An 18,850-nucleotide genomic window follows, 5' to 3' on the forward strand; every position below is an offset into this window, starting at 1 on the left:
ATGTCCGTCACCAAAGATACCATCCTTGCGCAGTTACAAACCGTGCCATTGCCCGATGGCGGCAACCTGATCAGCGCCGACATGGTGCGTGCGTTGCAGATCGAAGGCGGCAAGGTGCGTTTCGTGCTGGAAGCGCCGGATACAGTCAGCGCGCAAAGGCTTGGCCCCGTGCAACAAGCCGCCACTGCCGCGTTGCGCGCGCTGGATGGTGTGGATGAAGTGCAGATCGCCATCACCGCGCATCAGTCCAAAGGACAACCCCCTGCCGGGCAAGGCGCGCCGCCACAGCTGGAAATCGGCCGCCACCCCACAGGCAAGCCGGAACCGAAAACCATTCCCGGCGTCAAGCGCATCCTTGCCATCGGTTCGGGCAAGGGCGGCGTCGGCAAGTCTACGGTGTCATCGAACCTTGCAGTGGCGATGGCGCGGCAGGGCTGGAAGGTGGGCCTGCTTGATGCCGATATCTACGGACCCAGCCAGCCGCGCATGATGGGGCTGGATCGCCCGCCCATGTCGCCCGATGGCAAGCAGATCATCCCGCTGGAATCGCATGGGGTGAAGTTCATGTCGATTGGTGTGCTGTTGCCCAAGGATGAAGCCGTGATCTGGCGCGGTCCGATGCTGATGGGCGCGTTGCAGCAGCTTCTGAACGATGTGCGCTGGGGCAGTCTGGATGTGCTGATTGTCGATATGCCGCCGGGAACAGGCGATATTCAACTGACGCTTTGCACCTATTTCGACGTGACGGGTGCGATTGTCGTCTCTACCCCCCAAGACGTGGCGATGCTGGATGCGCAAAAGGCGCTGGTGGCGTTTAGCAAACTGGGGACCGAGGTGATTGGCCTGATCGAGAACATGTCCGGCTATATCTGCCCCGAATGTGGGCATGAGGCGCATATCTTTGGTCAGGGCGGTGTGCGCGCCGAGGCTGCGAAACTGGGCATGCCACTTCTTGCGGAAATCCCGATCAGCCTCGATGTGCGCCTGTCCGGGGATGAAGGCAGGCCCATTGCGCTGGGGGATGACGCTATTGCGGTGATCTACGGCAAACTTGCCGCGCGGCTGATCGAGGCGGCAGAGAACAAGGCGCAGGAAGACTGAGTATGGCGCCCATTTGGCTGATGGTTTTTGGCCTCTGCCCGAAATGAGTGCTGCAACGCATTGAGAGGGGAAGCATCATGGATATCCATCGTCCCAAGGAGGGATCTGGATGCGACTGCGACGCGCAGGACATGCTGAAAGCCATTATCAGCATTGACGAAGCCCTTGCGCGCATTGCAGCGCATGTCACCCCGATTGATGAAGCCAACACAGTTCCGTTGAGTAAGGGTTTGGGTCGCATCCTCGCGCAGCCAGTTCGCGCACAAGGCCGCGCGCCCTCTTTCGACAACGCCGCAATGGACGGCTACGCGGTTGCAACCACTTCCTTGACGGGGGACGGGCCGTGGATGCTGAAGGTCATAGCGCGTGTTCCTGCGGGGCATGAAGCGACGCAGAAGCTTTCGGGTCCGTGCGCTGTGCGTATTTTTACCGGCGCTCCGGTTCCTGATGGCGCTGATGCAGTTGTCATGCAGGAAGACGTCACGCGTGTCGGTGATACTGTTCAGCTTCACAGACGGCCTGCGGCTGGACAGAATATCCGGCGAGCAGGAAGTGATATGGAAAAGGGCGCGACCATACTGGACAAGGGCCACAGGCTCGGTCCAGGTGAAATCGCCGCCGGTGCCGCCGCCGGTGCGGGCACCGTCCATGTCCAGCGCAGGCTTCGGGTCGCACTTATTGTCACAGGTGACGAGGTTCGCGAGGCCGGGGGGGAGCGGGCGGCCGCCCAGATATGGGATGTGAATACGCCGATGCTTGCGGCAGCCATGGACTCAAAGGCCCTTGAGATTGTCGCAACTGTGCAGGGTGCCGACAACTGTGCGCGGCTCGCTTCGCAAATGAAAGAACTGGCAGAGCAGGCCGACCTAATCGTCACCACTGGCGGGATCTCGGTCGGGGAAGAGGATCATGTCATTCCAGCGTTCGCCGGTCTGGACGGTGAGATGATATTCAGCCGCGTGGCGATCAAGCCGGGAAAGCCGGTGTCCTTTGGGCGCATTGGAACCATATTCTGGCTTGGCTTGCCCGGAAATCCGCTATCGGCCTATGTCACGTGGAACGTCTTTGGCAGAGCACTTGTGAAGGGATTGATCGGCGAGACAGCGCCCGTATCGGCACGCCGCCATGTCATCACAAACGCGCCCATCCACCGCAAGCCGGGGCGTGTTGAACTCAGGCTGGCGACCCTATGCGGGATAGATGCCGATGGCCGCGAGATAGTTGATTTCGAAGCCGCGACTCTTTCCGGGTGTGTAAGCCGCCTGCCGATTGCACACGGGCTGATATATCTGCCCGCCGAGGTTGAGTATCTTCCCACTGGCGCGCTGGTGCAATTTCAGCCCTTCTGCCCTGTTTAGCGAGCAGTACCTTGCGACATTCCTAACGGCTTCGATCATGGCAATGTAATTAGACGGTCATTCCCATTCCATCTGCTCGATAGCATTCTGGGCACTGCGGCCCGCAAGGCTCTCAAATTCGATCAGATGTGCCTTGGTGGATCGGTCGATGTCCAGGGCCTCGATCGTACTGCCGCCATCGTCGATCAGAGCGCCGATCTGGCGATCTGGCTGCGTAGGGCGACACGACGACTGGCCGCTTTCCTAAAATGCTGCGCACGCAATGCTGCAAGGTCACAGGCGGCTCTCCGCCCCTTGCGAAGGCGTCGCGGGCGAACGACGTGCCCGGCCCAAACCGACCGGTCGGCCTTTTGCATAGGGTTCGTCAAAGCGGTCGCTCAGGAATGCCGCAGCATACGACAGCAGACAGCCTCTTTGCGGACGGTCATATTGAGCGCAGCATGTCTTCTGCCCCTGACGTTTGGGACGGGACGCTGCCTGTAGGTCCCGCAGCGTTGCTCCTTCAGAGACTTATGAAAGCCGCCGTTCGAAATTTAGTTCGACGACGTCGCATCTGCAGCGGTTCCGAAGCGCGGCAGACTAACCGTCGCTTTGCTATGTGTAGTCAACAGCGTATCACGCAGAAATGCGATCTGAGCCGTCTCTTCTATAATTTCCGCCAGATATTGTGCGGCCATTATTGTTTTGCCAACCCCGATTGTACCGTGATTAGCTAGAACAGCAGCGCAGATGGACGGGTCACGGAACACTGGCGAAATATCTTCCTCGGTTTGTGGCCCGCCTGCTGCAGACAGCGGTATCAGGGGCATCCGCCCGATCTTTTCGATGGTCTGAACTGTCAAACAAGGGATTTCTATTCCTGCACTGGCATAGCCAGTAGCCCAAGGGCTGTGACAGTGGACAATCGCATTGATGTCAGGGCGAATGCGATACAGGTCCAGATGAAATCCAAGGTCCTTGGATGGCTTGTGGCTTGAGGACAAAACTGTGCCATCCAGAAGCACAACCTGCAGATTATCTCGGGTGCATTCTGCAAAACCCACACCAGAGGGTTTGATGACAATTGCGTCCCCTGTCGCCAATCGCATCGATAGATTGCCGCCAGCGTTGGTTTGCAAACGCAGATCGAAGCAGCGACGGGCGCTGGCAATCAGCGCATCCATCTTTTCGGGCAGATCGGGAAAACGGGAAAGGTCAGACATCAGGCATCCTTTGTAACAGGGCATCCACGGCGGAGCGGGCCGTCTCAGGGGCATTGATATGATAGGGCAGGCGTTCCACGTCGAACGCACGACCATTGCTTTGCAGAGTGTCAGCGGTAATCTCGCGCAAAGCCAGATCCTCGATCGCACCACCAGGGCGGTCTTCATGGCTGAATCCGCCCATGGGAACCAGAACACAGGTCGGCCCGGTTGCTTGATTGAGCGCGTTTGCCAAGGCCAGCGCTTGATGCTCCATCTCGGGCTGGGTCAACTTGACATGGGTGAAATACCCCGAATGGCGATAATGCGGGCGGGCCAGATAGGTAGCGTCGATGGTCTCGATGGCACCTAAACCCAGGAAGTTCAGCGCCCCAGGCAGCACGACCCGCGGCAGACCACCTGCCACGGTAAACCTGTCAGCCATGGGCACACAGACCCCTGCAAGGTTCATGCGGCCAAGTTCATGCAGGTTCATGTCGATCACGCCGGAAGCGTTGCCTTCGCGGACAAACCGAGCGAAGGCTGCACCGCCATAGCCGTTGGAATGAAACATGGTTGATTCCAGCCCATACCCGGCCAGCGTCCGTGCGATGGCAATTCCAGCGGGGCCGGTTGCCCCCAGTGTGGAGACAGCAATCGCGGGGCGGTCACTGGGGGCCACTGGGCGGATATTCTGAACCCCTGCGATCATTGCGGCGGACTGCGCAAAGACCCGGGCGAGTGTTGGGTTCATACCCTCGATATCGCATAAGGTCGGAACCAGCGTGATCGCACTGTCAGCCAAACGGGCACGAGGATCAAAGGCAAGTGTTGTGATCAGCATGCGTGGCAGATCTGACGGCAAGCCACACAAGACATCCAGCGCAATTTCACCACCTGTGCCGCCACCGATCCCCAAGGCGGCAATGCTTTCGGGTGCGAGGGCGCGCGCCTTCACTGCGACCTCGGCGGTGCGCTGCGACATCAGTGCCAGCTTATCAGCGCTTGGAAGCACCACACCGCCTGCTCCGAGCGAGATATCGATCAATGCAACCGTCAGCCCATGCGCTTGCAAGGCTTTGGTCAGGGCGGCAAGTTCTGCGCCCTTTGTCTCCTTCGTGCCGATCAGCAGGACACGCGCCATTGCCTTATCCCTTGACCGCGCCTGCCGTCATGCCGGTGATGATCTGGCGCGATGCGAACAGCGTGAACAGGATCGGCGGAATGGCCAGCAACATTCCGGTCGCGAATATCGTCCCCAACCCGTCGAATTCGCTGGCATTGTTTACGATCAGGATGGGCACGGTCATCGTATTGCGATCGGCCAGCGCCGACGCCAGCAGATATTCGTTCCATGCAATCCGGAAAGTAAAGATCGCGGCCGCCGCCAGCCCCGGCTTGATCAGCGGCAGCACCACCATGAAGAAGGTCTGGAACGGCCCCGCGCCATCGACGCGCGCCGCCTCTTCCAATGAGTAGGGGACCTGCACGATGAAGCTTTGCAGAATCCAGATGACAAATGGCAGGTTCATCGCGACATAAATCAGGATGATACCGGAATGCGTGCCCGCAAGGCAAATATCCCCACGCCCACCAAAGGTGTCGCGAATAAATTCGCCCAGCATGGTCGTGCGCCCGATACAGAACGTGTTGTTCCACAGCCCGAACACGGGAACCAGCAGCACAGCAGGCGGGATCATCCGCACGGCAAGGGTGGACAACGACATGGTATCCCTGCCCATGAAGCGGAATCGCACCAACGCGTAGGCCGCCATTGTTCCCATGACCAATGTGAGCGCAGTCGAGATCAGCGCAATGATCAGCGAGTTGATGAAGGCTCCGCCAAAACGGATGCGGCAGAAGCGCAGGTGATCGGGCTGATACCACAGCAGATCGCAAAGCGCGGTTTCATAATTTCGGATCGTCGGCATGAACAGCAGGCCACCCGCCCCGCTGGTGATATTCACATCCAGTTTAAGGGAATTGATCAGGAGGATGCCGACCGGTCCTATGGACATGAAGATCAGCATCGCGATCAGAACATAGAAGGCCGGGTTTTGCCGCTCATAGGTTGTATTCGACATCGCTCAGCTCTCTTCCTGATTGGTGAATCGCAAGCGGCGGGCGCGGGCTTCCTGCCAGCGGGTAAAGGCGAACATGCCTAATGTCAGCACCATCAACAGCATTAACAGCATGTTGGACATAGCTGCCGCTTCGCCCAGTTCGCGGAATTCGCGAGCCGTGCGGGCAATGCGCAGCGCCAGGATTTCGGTCTGCAAGCCCGGCCCGCCGCCGGTCAGCACGAGGATCACCTCCAGAACCTTGAAGGCGTCGATCAGCCGCAGCAGTAACGTCACGATCAGAACAGGGGCCATCAGCGGCAGCTTCACATGCCAGATCTGTTGCAGGGGTGTCGCGCCGTCAATCCGCGCCGCTTCCAGCGCGGAACGGGGCAGTGATTGCAGCGCTGCAAGTGACAGGATGAAGATGAACGGTGTCCATTGCCAGATATCGGCAATGATGACTGACAAGAGCGGATTCTGGCCCAGCCAGTCTACCCGTGGCAGGCCGACCGCGTCCAGCATCCGGTTGAACGTGCCGTAGGTCTGGTGGAACATGTAACGCCAGACCAGACCGACCACGACGGGCGCGATCATCATGGGCAAGATGAACAGTGTCCGGAGCAAAGACATGCCCCGAATTTTGCGGTCTAGCAGAAGGGCAAGGCCGACTCCCAGAACCATCTCGACGCTGACCACACTGAAAGCAAAGACCAGTGTAACCCAGAAGCTTTCATGAAAGGCAGGGTCCGCCAGCAGCTTCATATAATTTGCCAGCCCCACAAAGTCGGTTTCTGTGATGCTCTGACTTGGGTCCCAAGAGCGGAAGCTGCCCCAGATCATATAGGCGATGGGATAAAATAGCGCGAGCAGCATGACCAAGGCCGCCGGGGCCATGAATAGGTATGGTGTCAGGCGATTGGCTGAAAATCGGTTCACGAGCGAATGCCCCCGGCTTACGTGCGAAATAGGGCGGCGCGCGGCAGAGGATACCGCGCGACGCAAAGCTTAAAATCGTATCAGTCCCAGATGTAATAGCCCTGTTCTTCCATCAGCGTCTGGGTACGGGCTGCGATCCCGTCCAGTGCTTCCTGAATATCAACGCCTTGAGTTAGAACCTGGCTGAGGGTCGTGCCAATATCGGCATTGATACGGCCCCATGCTGGAATGATCGGACGCCAGTCAGGATCAGCATATTCCAGCGCCGCGCCAAAGGTGGCCGACCATGGATATTGCGCGTTCAGCTCTTCATTGGCATAGGTTGAGAACCGCGACGGGTTGCCGCCCGCCATGGCCACTGCCAGATCGCCTTCTTTCGAGGTCAGCCACTGCATCAGCAGGAACGCTGCTTCCTTGTTTTCGGCATTGGCGGGGATGCCCAGACCGAAACCACCCGTTTGGCTGGCGCGGGTTACACCCATCGGGTGCATCGCATAGCCGACATTACCCGCAACCGCTGACCGGCTCGAATCTTCCAAATTTGGTGCGTAGGCGATGGTGTCGAGGAACATTGCCGCCTGCCCCTGCGAAAAGGCGTTGGCCGCTTCAGCTGGGCCAAAGGCGGACGAGCCCTCGGGGCCACAATCCACGATCCGTTTCAGTGCCTCAGCTGCTGCCACACCCTGCGCGTCGTTTATGCGCGGCTGCCACGCGTCATCGAACACGCGCCCACCCAGTGGGGCAAGGTGCAGAAGGAACGCATGCGCTGCCTGATGGCCGGATGCTGCGCGGCTGGCGACACCACCCATACCCGGTTCCAGTTCCGGGATGCTGCAGGCCAGTTCCAGCAGCTCATCATAGGTGTCCGGTACGCTCAGCCCATGCTTTTCGAAGATGTCGCTGCGGTAGAACAGAACCGAGGTTTCAGACCCGAACGGCAGCCCGAACAGCGATCCGGTCGGTCCCGGCAGATAACCCTTCTCGCCCCCGGCAACACCTATATTTTGCAGATAGCCGTCGATTATGTCCTTTGCGTCGAAATTGGGATCTGCCAAGCGTGGGTTCATGAAATATTTCGCCAAATTTTCCAACTGGTCAGCATAGACGTAATCAGCCTTGGAAAACACAACATAGGCGATCAGGTCATACGCCCCCTCATTCAAGGTCAATTCCAGCGTCTGACGCTCGCGCATGTCCAGATAGGGCAGCATGTCCACTTCGACATTGATGCCGGTCTGCGCGGTGAATTCCGGCAACACCTCCATCACCGCATTGTAATGGGGATGTGAAGGGAAGTTCACGACCAGCGTCGTGCCCGCATAGGGCGCATAAGGCCCATCCTGTGCCAGTGCAGCCGTCCCCAACGCCAATGTGGCGATGATGGTGCTGTTTCTCAGAGTAGTCAGCATGTCCGTTTCCTCCCGGTTGCTAGTCTATTATTGCAGTTGTCAGATGGCCTCTTCACTTGCCGGATCGAACAGGTGCAGCCCTTCAGGGCGCACAGCGAAACGCAATGTCTCGCCCAATGCGATCGGCGTTTCCGACTTGATTTCGACCGTCACCCGCGCATCGCCACAGGTGCAGATCAACACGGATTGCGCGCCGACATATTCCGACACGATCACGTTCAGGTTCAGCCCCCCGCCATCGGGGGCGTCGGCGGCAAATTCCAGATCGGACGGGCGAAGGCCCAGCGTGACCTTGCTGTGCGCCAACCGTGAGGCGCGCGCAGCCAGATCATCCGGCAGCCGCAGCGAAAAATCACGGCCCTGCGCGAACAAGGCGTCATCCGACTGCGCCAGTTCCGCCTCCAGGAAATTCATCGGCGGCGCACCCAGAAAGCCCGCGACAAACTTGTTCGCGGGGCGGCGGAACAGTTCCGACGGTGTGCCTTGTTGCTGGATATGGCCACCATGCATCACCACGATCCGATCAGCCAGCGTCATCGCCTCGATCTGGTCATGGGTCACATAGATCATATTCTTCTGTACGGCCTGGCGCATCAGCGCCAGTTCCGCGCGCATCTGCCCGCGCAGTTTCGCATCCAGATTGGACAGCGGTTCATCGAACAAAAACGTGCTGGCATCGCGGCACAGTGCGCGCCCCATCGCGACCCTCTGGCGCTGTCCGCCCGACAATTCACCCGGCTTGCGGTTCAGAAACGGCGACAGACCAAGCATGTCGGCAACGTCACGCACTTTGCGGTCGATCTCAGCGGTGGGGCGCTTCTGTAAGCGAAGCGAAAACGACATATTTTTCGCAACATTCATATGCGGGTAAAGCGCATAGTCCTGAAACACCATCGCGATGTCGCGATCCTTGGGGTCCAGCCGTGAAATCGCCCGGTCACCCATCCAGACTTCGCCTTCCGAGACATCCTCCAACCCCGCGATCATCCGCAATGTCGTGGACTTGCCACAGCCGGACGGCCCCACAAGCACGGTGAATTCATGCTCGGCCATATCAAGGTTGATGCCGTGCAGCACTTCAACCGCGCCATAGCGTTTGACAAGACCTTCAAGACGAATACGCGGCATTGATTCCCTCTCTCCCAGTCCGTCAGACTTTATGTATACAGGAATAAATGTAAATATCCAAAATTGCCTTTCAGGATGAAATTATATATATCTGAGGTCAGGGAACAGTGACGGGAAGCGGTCATGGACGACAAGACACAGGCACGCAGTTCGATGGTCCAGCGCATCGAGGCGGCCTTGATGGATGACATCGCCGTAGGCGCCCTTGCTCCGGGCGAACGGCTGGACGAAGTGACATTGACCGAACGATTCGGCGTATCCCGAACGCCCGTGCGCGAAGCCTTGGGGCGGCTGACCGCGCAGGGCATTCTAGTTCCAGGCGAAAAGCGCGGCGTCCGGGTAGCAAGTTACACCCGCGAAGAGTTATCGCAAATCTTTGAAACCATGCATGAAATCGAAGCCGCCTGCGCCCGGATGGCCGCCCAACGCCTGACGCTGCTGGTGCGTGGTGAAATTCGGGCAGCGCAGGACAGATGCGTGGCTGCCGCCCAGAAAGGCGATCTGCAAGCCTATATGCGTGCGAACGAAGCCTTTCACATGGCCATCTACCGCGCCACCGGAAACACCTACATGGCCGAACTCGCATCAGATTTCCGGCGGCGGACCGGGCCATTTCGGGCCAAGAAATTCGCCACCAAGGCCGATCTGGTCGCCTCTGCCGAAAACCACGAAGCGCTGATCGCAGGCATTTTTTCCGAGGATTCAAAGGCCGCAGTCGACGGGATGCGCGAACATATGACCGCAAGCTTCCTTCAAACCCTTGCATTGAACTGACGTCGACGCACCAAAATCACTTGCATTTGGATGCAATCTGATATCTTTGTATGCAAAGATTACATCTCGCATACGGAGAGTCGCATGGGCGTGCAGGAAACAAAAATTTATCCGATCAACACAGGTTGGCTCGAAGCCGATCTGGGAACCTATATCTTCTGGAAAGGCCCCGCGGGCAGGAAATACTGGAACCCGGTCTATTGTCATTATGTCGATACCGGCACGCACAAGATCCTGATCGACACTGGCCTGTGCGATTCGGAACGCGCATCGAAATACCACCACAAATGCGACAAGCGCGGCTGCCTGCAGGTGCATGAACATCTGCAGCAGAAACTGGGCGTGCATCCCGATGAAATCGACGCCATCGTCTTCACCCATCTGCACTGGGATCACGTGCAGAACATGAAGGAGTTCAAGAACGCCCGTTACATCGCGCCCAAGGCAGAAATCGAAATGGCGTTCAACCCGCTGCCGCTGTATTATCGCACCTATGAATCCGGCTATCTGGGGATCGAGCCCGCCTATACCGGCTGCGTGTTCGAAGCCGTGGCGGATGAATGCGAAGTCCTGCCCGGCATCACCATGTTCCACACACCGGGCCATTCAGTCGGCCATATGGGCGTAACGGTCGCCACGGCAATGGGCGATATCGTCATTGCAGGCGATGCGATCTTCGTGGAGCGCAATCTGGAACCCAACCCCGATGAAGGCTGGCGATACTGGGTTCCCGCGCGATTCGTGAACAGTTACGAAGGCTGGAAATCGGTCGAGGAGATCGACAAGCGCGCCGATTACGTCCTGCCTTGCCATGACTACGAGGCGAATGCGCGTTCGGACGTTTTCCCCTATGACGGAATGCCCCTGCGCAAGCGGCGGCAGCATATTCCAGGGTTCAAATTCTATTTCGGCGACATGCCACCCGGCACGGCCGCAAAAGCCGCCCCAGCGATGAAACCTGACGAGGTCGAGGCCTATCTTGCGGGTCTGAAGCACCCGAAGGACATGGCGGAGAATTAAGCTGTGGTAGCGCGGATCGACTCCCTGCTGGATATCGCGCCTCGGTTTGATGCCATCGTGTTGGATCAGTGGGGCGTGCTGCATGATGGCACCACGCCCTATCCCGGTGCGATCCATGCACTGTCGGAGTTGCGTCAGTCTGGCGTGCGGCTTGCAGTCTTGTCGAATTCCGGCAAACGCGCAGAACCGAACAGCTGTCGGATTGCCGGCATGGGTTTCTCGCCAGACTTGTTCGATCTGATCATGACCTCGGGCGAGGCGCTGTGGCGCGATATTCACAGCGATGCCGTGCCCGAACGGGTGTTCTGCCCGGTAGAAGCGGCAGTTGGCGACGCGCGACGCTGGGCCGAAGGGTTGGATATCATGCTGGTCGATGACCCTTCCCACGCTCAGGCCATGCTGTTGATGGGACTGCCTGATCAGGTAAGCCCGCGCGCCGCAACCTTGATGCAAGACGCGCTAAGGCGAGGGCTCCCGGTCTATTGCACCAATCCCGACCGCGCGTCGCCGCGTGCAGGCGGGGTGACGGTCGCCTCTCCGGGCGCACTGGCGCATGATTATGCGCAGGCTGGAGGGCGGGTTATCTTCTACGGCAAGCCACATCGGCTGGTCTTTGCCGCCGTCGCATTGGCGCTGGATGTTGCGCCCGCTCGCCTGTTGATGGTGGGTGACAGCTTTGAACATGACATTGATGGCGCGGCATCTGCAGGATGGTCCACGGCTTTTGTCGAGGGCGGACTGCACGCTGCGGCCTTCGCCGATCCGGCTGATCCACTCCAGACGGTTCAGGCGCTGTGCAGCACGCAGGGCTGCTCTTTGCCCAATTTCACGCTTCCAACCCTGAGGTGATCATGAAAACCCCAACCGATTTCGATGTTTTCCGCACCCTCTCTGCCCAGCTTGGCCAGAACCGGCTGCGGGTTCAGGGACCCGGCGGGAACACTTCGCTGAAAGACGGAAGTGTGATGTGGATCAAGGCCTCGGGCACCGAACTGGCGCAGGCAGAGGAAGCGGATATTTTCCTTGCCGTAGACCGTGCCGCAGCTTTGGCAGAGGCTCATGGCAAAAGTGGGGACGGGTCGTGCAAGGCGACTGTGCTGGACCCGTCATGCACGCTACGCCCGTCCATCGAGACCACATTTCACGCAGCTCTTGACTGGCCTGTGGTGGCGCATACCCATTCCATCGCCACGCTGGCCCATGCCGTCAGTCCAGAGGGGCTGGATGCTGCACGCGACAAACTTTCGGGTCTGCCCTGTGTCTGCGTGCCCTATGCCAAGCCGGGCCTGCCGCTGACGCGCGAAATCCTCGCGCGGATTGATCCGCGCACGCAGGTCATCATCCTGGCCAATCACGGGCTGGTGGTCTGCGGGGCCGATGTTCAGGCCACGTCCGACCTGATGGAGGACGTCGAAGCGCGCCTTGCCCTGCCTGCGCACGATACCGCCCATAAACCGGACAGCACTCCCCCGACCGGGTTCGACTGGGCCGATGAAAGCTGGATCGCCCGTGATGCAACGGCCCTTCGGCTGGTCACGGGCGGCTCATACTACCCCGATCACGTCGTTTTCCTTGGCCCTGCACTGCCCCGGTCCGACCATGCAGGCAACCCGCCCGCCATCGTGATCGAGGGCGAGGGCGTGGCCTTGCGCGACGGGGCGACCCCATCCCAAAAGGCCATGCTGCGCTGCCTGTCCGACCTGATGGCCCGCCTGCCCGACGACTGGACGCCCCAGCCCATCGGGACCGCGGCCGAGGCCGAATTGCTGAACTGGGACGCCGAGAAATACCGTCAGGCGCTGGCGGCGCGGGCATGACGGCGCTGGCCCTGGGGATTGATCTGGGCACATCCGGTGTCCGTTCTGCTGTGCTGGACGCGACGGGAGCGGTTCTGGCCCAAGCGCGCGCCGATTATGGCCCTGCACCAGACGATTACCGTGACCCAGAATGCTGGTGGGCCGCGACTGTCACCTGCCTGGGCGCTCAGATGACGGAATTGGCGCGCACGGGGTACAAGGCTTCAGATATCACACGCATAGGCGTCGATGGCACGTCTGGCAGTCTGGTTCTGACCGACGCCGCGCTGGCCCCCGTCACCCGCGCGCTGATGTATAGTGACAGCGGCTTCAGTGATCAGGCTGAACAGATCGCGGCTCACTGCCCCCGCGCGCATGTCGCCAACGGTGCAGGGTCTGCCCTTGCGCGCGCCCTCGCTCTGGTTGGTGAAGATCCGGACCAAAAAGCCGCGCATCTGCTGCATCAGGCCGATTTCATTGCCGCGCGGATGATGGGCCAGGGCGGGATGACCGACTACAATAATGCGCTGAAAACCGGACTGGACCCTGCGACCGGGGCATGGCCCGATTGGATGGGCTGCCTGCGGCTTCCAACTCATCTCTTGCCGTTGGCGCACCCCCCCGGCGCGCCACTTGCTTCGATCAGTACAGACACGGCTGAGCGCTTCGGTCTGTCGCGCATGGCGATGGTACATGCAGGAACCACTGACAGCATCGCTGCGTTCCTGGCCTGTGCTGACCAGACACCCGGCGCCGCTGTCACATCGCTGGGCACAACGCTGGCGGTGAAGCTGTTTTCGCACAAGCGCATCGATGCACCAGAAATGGGAATGTATGCGCACCGGATTGGGGGTGGATGGCTCATTGGTGGGGCATCGAATTCCGGTGGTGGTGTTCTGAAAGCCCATTTCTCAGCGGAAGAACTTCAGACTTTATCGGGCCAGATTGATCCTGAAACTCAAACTGCCCTTGATTATTATCCCTTGCTCAGACCCGGCGAACGGTTCCCGGTAAATGATGCGAATCTTCGCCCACGCCTTGATCCGCGTCCTTCAAACGAGGCTGATTTCCTTCATGGCATGCTGGAGGGGATCGCTCGGATCGAAAAGCGCGCCTATGAGGTTATGGCGGGGATGGGCGCGAGCTATCCAACCTGCGTGTCGACTGCGGGCGGTGGTGCCATGAACCGGACCTGGACAAGGATCCGCACGCGTGTTCTGGGTGTTCGGGTTTATGCTGCGGAAACACCCGAAGCATCTGTTGGCACAGCACGTCTCGTCCAATCGTTTCGCTATTGAAGTCTATATTGGATTCAAAGAGTCATCAGAGCTAAGTCGTTAAAATACAAGACCGATATAAACGGATCAGCGCCTTTGACTCTTCGGGATTGTTGCGCTCGGCTTGAATGACCGCTTTTGTCACTGTACCCTAATTAATCAGAATCACGTCTGAAATTGTTCCACAAAATCAACGGTCGATTGTACCCGTAATTTTCATATTGTACCATTAATTACAATACTGTGCCCTTTATCATCGTACGGTCGAAGCTGTGGATAAGTTTCGGCGAAGTCGGGTAGGGGACTGGTGTGATCAACGAGCGTCTTGCGAAACTGCGAGCGGCGTTTCTCCACCCGATCCTGGAGCTCAGATGCGGTCAAATCCTGAAGCGCCGAGCCTGTGGATATATTGCAATTAAGGGTACAAAAACGCTCAAAATGACCCTGAATCCGCAGAATCTGATTAATTAGGGTACAGTGACACCAAGATCGAGGCTTATGCGCAGGATCCAGGCGCGCAGGCCCATAACGTGAAATCCCTGAAAGGCCGAGAGGGGAAAAGACTGCGTGTCGGGGATTGGCGGGTGATCATGGACGATCAGGGCAATGTCCTGGCCGTGCTGGACATCGGCCCTCGGGGCGGCATCTATGACTGACAGGGTATGACATGAACGAGATGGTGACGATTCCACGCGAAGAATATAATCGCCTGCGGGCCGCGGCTGAAGATCTGGCCGACCTACAGACCTATGACCGCGCAAAGGCCGCACTTGTGTAGCGCGTCAACCACCTTGTCCGGTGCCGACAACCACCTTGGCCGGTTATAGCGGCCGCCGGGGTTGTGTTTTTTACTGTCTTTAGGTCAGGTTTTTTCCTTCTTCTTGGTTGTCGTTTTTGGTTGTCGCTGAGGCTTCGTTTTGCATTTTCATGTTGGCCGCAGCGCTTCTTTGGCGAAAGCTTTGCGCATTCATCTCAAGAATGCTGGCATGGTGGACAAGTCGGTCGATGGCCGCGACGGTCATGGCTTTGTCGGGAAAGATTTGATCCCATCCACTGAACGGCTGATTGGCCGCGATGGCGATGCTGCGATATTCGTATCGCCGGGCAATCAGTTCGAAGAGCACCCCGGTTTCGGCCTGATCCTTGTGGGCATAGGTAATGTCATCAAGGATGATCAGGTCAAATTTGTCGAGCTTGGCCAAAGCTGCTTCGAGCACCAGATCCCGACGTGCGGCTTGCAGTCTTTGGACAAGATCGCTGGTCCGGGTATAGAAGACCCTATGGCCTGCTTCGATCAGGGCATGGCCAATGGCACAGAGAATGTGGGTCTTGCCCGTGCCGGAGTTGCCAATGGCGATCAGGTTTGCGCCGCCGTCCAACCAATCTCCCGCAGCCAGAGCTTCGACCCGGGCGCGTGGTAAGGTAGGCAGAGCTTTGAAATCGAAGGTTGCCAAAGTCTTTCCAGCTGGGAGCTGGGATTCATTCAGATGACGGCGCATGCGGCGCATGTCCCGCTCGGCGAGTTCGTATTCGGCCAGCACGGCCAGGAAGCGCGCAGCCGGCCAGCCTTCGGTATCGGCTCGTGTGGCGATTTCCTGCCATAGCTTGTGGAAGCTGGGTAAGCGCAGGGCGCTCAGCATGCTGGGCAGCGTGTGGATGTCGATCTCCCGGGAGGTCATGCGCGTACCTCCAGCAGCGCATCGAAGCTGTCCAGCGACGGATGAGAAACCACAACATCCTTTGGCAGCACCGCGTGTTTAGGGGTGAGCTGTGTCGCGAGCGTCTTTGGGTCCGGTATCAAACCAGAGCCGAGATCGTCAGCAAGAAGACGTGCCAATTCCGCTTCGCAGGCTTGATCGTGGGCAATAAAGAGCAGAGCGACCATGCGGCGGCAGGCGTCGCGTCGCGGCAGGCTGTGCTGTAGCACTTCCCAGGCCTGCGCGTATTCGGTGCGGGGGAAGAGGCTATCGCGGTAGATCGAGCTCCAAAGAGCCTGTGGTTTGCGCTTCAAGGCATGGATAACGTGGTGGTAATTGATGACATGGACACGATGGCCATCGTTACGGCCTCGGCCACGGGGATGCGTTGCGACAAGGGTGCTGCCCAAGAATGCGTCGAGGCGGTCATCATATAGATGGATGCGCAAACGCTGCCCGATGAGCTGTGACGGCGCGCTGTAAAAGATGCTTTTGACCCTGAAGCCGCCCATTCTTGTGACCGGCACGATAACTTCCGTATAGTCTGTGGTGCGCCGCGGCGGCAAAGGTTTAAGATGCAGCTGTTCTACCTCAACCGCTTCCATACGCTGTCGATTGCGCCGCGCCACCAGCATATCAATGAAACGACGATACTCGGCCACAGATGCAAAATCACGGCTGCCGCGCAGGATCAGTGCCTGTGCGATGGCCTTCTTCAAGTGACGGTTCTGCGATTCCACGGCGCCATTCTCATGGGCTTCACCACGGTTGTTGCGACTGGCATCCATACCATAATGACCGACGAACGCTTCATAGCGCTTGGTAATATCCTCACACTCGTCACGCGTCAGATTTCGAAATGCGGCTGAAAGACTATCCGTACGATGGTTTTGTGGAACACCCCCCAAGGCCCACAACGCCTGCTGGAGGTTCTCGGCCAAGGCCGTAAAACTCTCCCCGCCCAAGACAACACCAACATGTTCCCAGCGGCTATAGACCATTGCGAAATGATAAAGCAGGTGCGGGAATGGTGCGCCTGCAATGGTCACTTCCAGCTCGGCTGCATGGGTGAAGTCGGACTGTGCCATATAGCCTGGCTCTGGTGTCTGGCGAAAAATGATGTCGCGCTCCGGGCCTTTAAGCGCGCGCCACTGCCGGACCCTTCGCTCCAGGGTTCGGCGGATGCGATCATCTGGAAAAGCCAAAGGATGTAGACCCTGGAGGTGACGCAACAACGTCACGGCCTGCAGGGCATTGTCGTTCTCCAGAACAGGAAGGATGTCATTCTCCCAATACCCTTCAAGAGGATCGGATACTGTACGCCCGTGAACAATCTTGCGCTGTGAAGGGGGCGTTGGATCTGCATCAAATCGCCGAGCGGTTCTTTCGCTGAACCCGGCACGGGCGGCTGATGTGCATTGGCTGTGATTTTTGAGGTCGGTCATGTATAATCTCAATTGCTGGTCGGTGATGGATTGATAGGCCAACCGGGGTCCTCCGTTGGAACGTAGAGGCTTCCGGCTTATCAACCCGCAGCGACCAGCACCTAACCCAAAATCATCTTGGCCGGTGGCGCTGACCTCCAGGCGGGCAAGCCCGCCCTCCGATCAGCGCCACCGGCCAAGATGGTTGTCGCTACCGGCCAAGGTGGTTGTCGCTCAACACACTTGCGGCAGGCGAGGATGAACTGCTTCCTGCGGACTACGTGAACCGGCTTCTGAATGGCGAAAACGCTTTATGCGTCTACCGCGATTTGCGCGGGATGACGCAAGCCGCCTTGGCCGAAAAGGCGGGCGTGAACCGCGTGACCGTGGCCGAGATCGAGACCGGTCGCAAGCAGGGCTCGGTCGCGACCCTTCGGGCCTTGGCCAATGCGCTCGGCGTAAGCTTGGATGATCTGGCCGACTAATACCAATCAGCATTGATCAGAACTCTTGAGCCCAGTCGCGGGTTCCAATGGAGGTGATTGTGTCGGGCATGCTGACCAATTTGTTCCAAGCCTTGCAGCAATGATCTACGATGTCTTCATAGGTTTCGAAGATGAGGTTTGATAGCCAGTTGTCTCGCATGAATTGCCAGATGTTTTCGACTGGATTGAGTTCTGGGCATTTTGCGGGGATCGGGATGATGGTGATGTTGTCCGGAATGACCAGCTTGTCAGTCATGTGCCATGCGGCTTGATCCACGAGCACAGCCCCATGTGCTTTGGGTGCGACAGTTTGGGAGATTTCAGCAAGATGCAGGGCCATCGCTTCGGTATTGCACGCTGGCAGCACAAGACCTGCAGCTTTCCCGAGGGCTGGGCAAATCGCTCCAAAGATGTAGCTTGAACTCGTGCGCTGATCATGTGGGGCGGAAGGTCGCGTACCGCGCTTCGCCCATCGGCGCGTGATCTTGTTTTTCTGGCCGACACGCGCTTCATCTTGGAACCAGACTTCGATCACAGTGCCTTGCAGGAGCCGTGCGCGGAGCTTTGCTACTGCGGCTGCAAACCCTTTTTTTTAAAGTCCTCCAGTGCGGCTGTATCTTGCGCGTGATGGCGCGGGCGTGCTGTGAGTTTGACATAACCAAGCGCCCTGAGTTCCCGGCTTATCGACGTCTCGTGAAGTGAAATCCCAAATGTGTCTGCAATCCATTTCCTCAGATCACTCAGGCGCCAGCGGACGACCCCATGGACCGATAAGGTCGGACCGCTCTCAACAATTGCAGCAAGCGCCCTGCGCTGCTCATCGTTAAGCTTAGACTGCTGACCAGGAGCTTTGCCGTTGATCAAGCCGTCAGGCCCGCGGGCATTAAACCGCTCCACCCAGTCACGGACAATTTGTAGGCCAACACCACCAATCCGAGCAGCATCGCTGCGCCGACCGCCATCATAGATCTCCGCCAGCGCCAAAAGCCTGCGGGCTTGGTTGGCATCCTTTGTCTTTCGCGCAAGTTCTCTCAACTTCATGCCGTCGTAGTCTGTCCGTAACGCGAGCGCTGCGCCCATAGAGAGGCCCTCCCCAGAAAATCTGACGCCATTGAGTCAGATCTTCATAGATTTGGGAATCCCAAAACCCTCAGAAGAGTCAGATTTCGCGAGACTTGGTATAAGGTCGCCAAAAGGGTCC

The 18,850-nt window shown here is 58.5% G+C and carries 18 protein-coding genes; 9 read left to right on the forward strand and 9 right to left on the reverse strand.

What is annotated here, in order from left to right:
• Window positions 1-1,101 (forward strand): Mrp/NBP35 family ATP-binding protein, encoded by a 1,101-nt coding sequence (locus tag BD293_RS21885; protein WP_142085925.1) that lies wholly within the window; start codon window positions 1-3, stop codon window positions 1,099-1,101.
• 77 nt (window positions 1,102-1,178) lie between these two features.
• The gene (locus tag BD293_RS21890) at window positions 1,179-2,459 is read left to right on the forward strand and encodes a molybdopterin molybdotransferase MoeA (protein WP_142085926.1); all 1,281 of its coding nucleotides are present in this window, start codon (window positions 1,179-1,181) and stop codon (window positions 2,457-2,459) included.
• Between the two features lie 533 nt (window positions 2,460-2,992).
• Here BD293_RS21890 and BD293_RS21895 read toward each other — a convergent pair.
• From BD293_RS21895 to BD293_RS21920, 6 genes are all read right to left on the reverse strand, one after another.
• A complete protein-coding gene (locus BD293_RS21895) occupies window positions 2,993-3,622 on the reverse strand; it encodes a class II aldolase/adducin family protein (protein WP_246086444.1) in 630 nt (209 codons plus the stop codon).
• 31 nt (window positions 3,623-3,653) lie between these two features.
• Window positions 3,654-4,784 (reverse strand): Tm-1-like ATP-binding domain-containing protein, encoded by a 1,131-nt coding sequence (locus BD293_RS21900; RefSeq protein WP_142085928.1) that lies wholly within the window; start codon window positions 4,782-4,784, stop codon window positions 3,654-3,656.
• A 4-nt stretch (window positions 4,785-4,788) separates the two neighbouring features.
• Window positions 4,789-5,724: a carbohydrate ABC transporter permease gene (locus BD293_RS21905; RefSeq protein WP_142085929.1), complete on the reverse strand. Its 936-nt coding sequence runs from the start codon at window positions 5,722-5,724 to the stop codon at window positions 4,789-4,791.
• A gap of 3 nt (window positions 5,725-5,727) precedes the next feature.
• Complete coding sequence (locus tag BD293_RS21910; RefSeq protein WP_246086445.1) at window positions 5,728-6,639, reverse strand: carbohydrate ABC transporter permease; 912 nt, start codon at window positions 6,637-6,639, stop codon at window positions 5,728-5,730.
• Between the two features lie 80 nt (window positions 6,640-6,719).
• On the reverse strand, window positions 6,720-8,048 hold the full coding sequence (locus BD293_RS21915) for an extracellular solute-binding protein (RefSeq protein WP_142085930.1): 1,329 nt from the start codon (window positions 8,046-8,048) through the stop codon (window positions 6,720-6,722).
• A 39-nt stretch (window positions 8,049-8,087) separates the two neighbouring features.
• The gene (locus BD293_RS21920; RefSeq protein WP_142085931.1) at window positions 8,088-9,176 is read right to left on the reverse strand and encodes an ABC transporter ATP-binding protein; all 1,089 of its coding nucleotides are present in this window, start codon (window positions 9,174-9,176) and stop codon (window positions 8,088-8,090) included.
• 123 nt (window positions 9,177-9,299) lie between these two features.
• On the opposite strand from BD293_RS21920, the gene BD293_RS21925 reads away from it, so the two are divergent.
• From BD293_RS21925 to BD293_RS23395, 6 genes are all read left to right on the forward strand, one after another.
• Window positions 9,300-9,950, forward strand: a complete 651-nt coding sequence (locus tag BD293_RS21925) for a GntR family transcriptional regulator (protein ID WP_142085932.1) — start codon at window positions 9,300-9,302, stop codon at window positions 9,948-9,950.
• 84 nt (window positions 9,951-10,034) lie between these two features.
• Window positions 10,035-10,970, forward strand: a complete 936-nt coding sequence (locus BD293_RS21930; protein ID WP_142085933.1) for an N-acyl homoserine lactonase family protein — start codon at window positions 10,035-10,037, stop codon at window positions 10,968-10,970.
• Window positions 10,971-10,973: 3 nt separating this feature from the next.
• Window positions 10,974-11,819 (forward strand): TIGR01459 family HAD-type hydrolase, encoded by an 846-nt coding sequence (locus BD293_RS21935; RefSeq protein ID WP_142085934.1) that lies wholly within the window; start codon window positions 10,974-10,976, stop codon window positions 11,817-11,819.
• Between the two features lie 2 nt (window positions 11,820-11,821).
• On the forward strand, window positions 11,822-12,787 hold the full coding sequence (locus BD293_RS21940; protein WP_142085935.1) for a class II aldolase/adducin family protein: 966 nt from the start codon (window positions 11,822-11,824) through the stop codon (window positions 12,785-12,787).
• Window positions 12,784-14,064, forward strand: coding sequence for an FGGY-family carbohydrate kinase (locus BD293_RS21945; protein WP_142085936.1), 1,281 nt, complete (start codon window positions 12,784-12,786; stop codon window positions 14,062-14,064). Before BD293_RS21940 ends, BD293_RS21945 begins: the two co-directional genes overlap by 4 nt.
• 509 nt (window positions 14,065-14,573) lie before the next feature.
• Window positions 14,574-14,699 (forward strand): type II toxin-antitoxin system RelE family toxin, encoded by a 126-nt coding sequence (locus BD293_RS23395; protein ID WP_281286730.1) that lies wholly within the window; start codon window positions 14,574-14,576, stop codon window positions 14,697-14,699.
• Window positions 14,700-14,900: 201 nt separating this feature from the next.
• On the opposite strand, the gene istB is transcribed toward BD293_RS23395, so the two are convergent.
• On the reverse strand, window positions 14,901-15,683 hold the full coding sequence (istB, locus tag BD293_RS21960) for an IS21-like element helper ATPase IstB (protein ID WP_246086342.1): 783 nt from the start codon (window positions 15,681-15,683) through the stop codon (window positions 14,901-14,903).
• 35 nt (window positions 15,684-15,718) lie between these two features.
• Window positions 15,719-17,227 carry an IS21 family transposase gene (istA, locus tag BD293_RS21965; RefSeq protein ID WP_425467918.1) on the reverse strand — a complete coding sequence of 503 codons (1,509 nt, stop codon included), beginning with the start codon at window positions 17,225-17,227 and terminating at the stop codon, window positions 15,719-15,721.
• A 164-nt stretch (window positions 17,228-17,391) separates the two neighbouring features.
• Between istA and BD293_RS21970 the strand changes: the two genes are divergently transcribed.
• On the forward strand, window positions 17,392-17,649 hold the full coding sequence (locus tag BD293_RS21970) for a helix-turn-helix transcriptional regulator (RefSeq protein ID WP_246086446.1): 258 nt from the start codon (window positions 17,392-17,394) through the stop codon (window positions 17,647-17,649).
• 16 nt (window positions 17,650-17,665) lie between these two features.
• Here BD293_RS21970 and BD293_RS21975 read toward each other — a convergent pair.
• Window positions 17,666-18,729, reverse strand: a protein-coding gene (locus BD293_RS21975) for an IS630 family transposase (protein WP_142079576.1) whose coding sequence is annotated in 2 segments (ribosomal slippage) — window positions 17,666-18,241 and window positions 18,244-18,729 — 1,062 coding nt in all. Because the reading frame shifts where the segments join, the coding sequence is not laid out codon by codon here.
• Window positions 18,730-18,850: the final 121 nt, after the last annotated feature.

Source organism: Roseinatronobacter monicus (assembly GCF_006716865.1).
GTDB lineage: Bacteria > Pseudomonadota > Alphaproteobacteria > Rhodobacterales > Rhodobacteraceae > Roseinatronobacter > Roseinatronobacter monicus.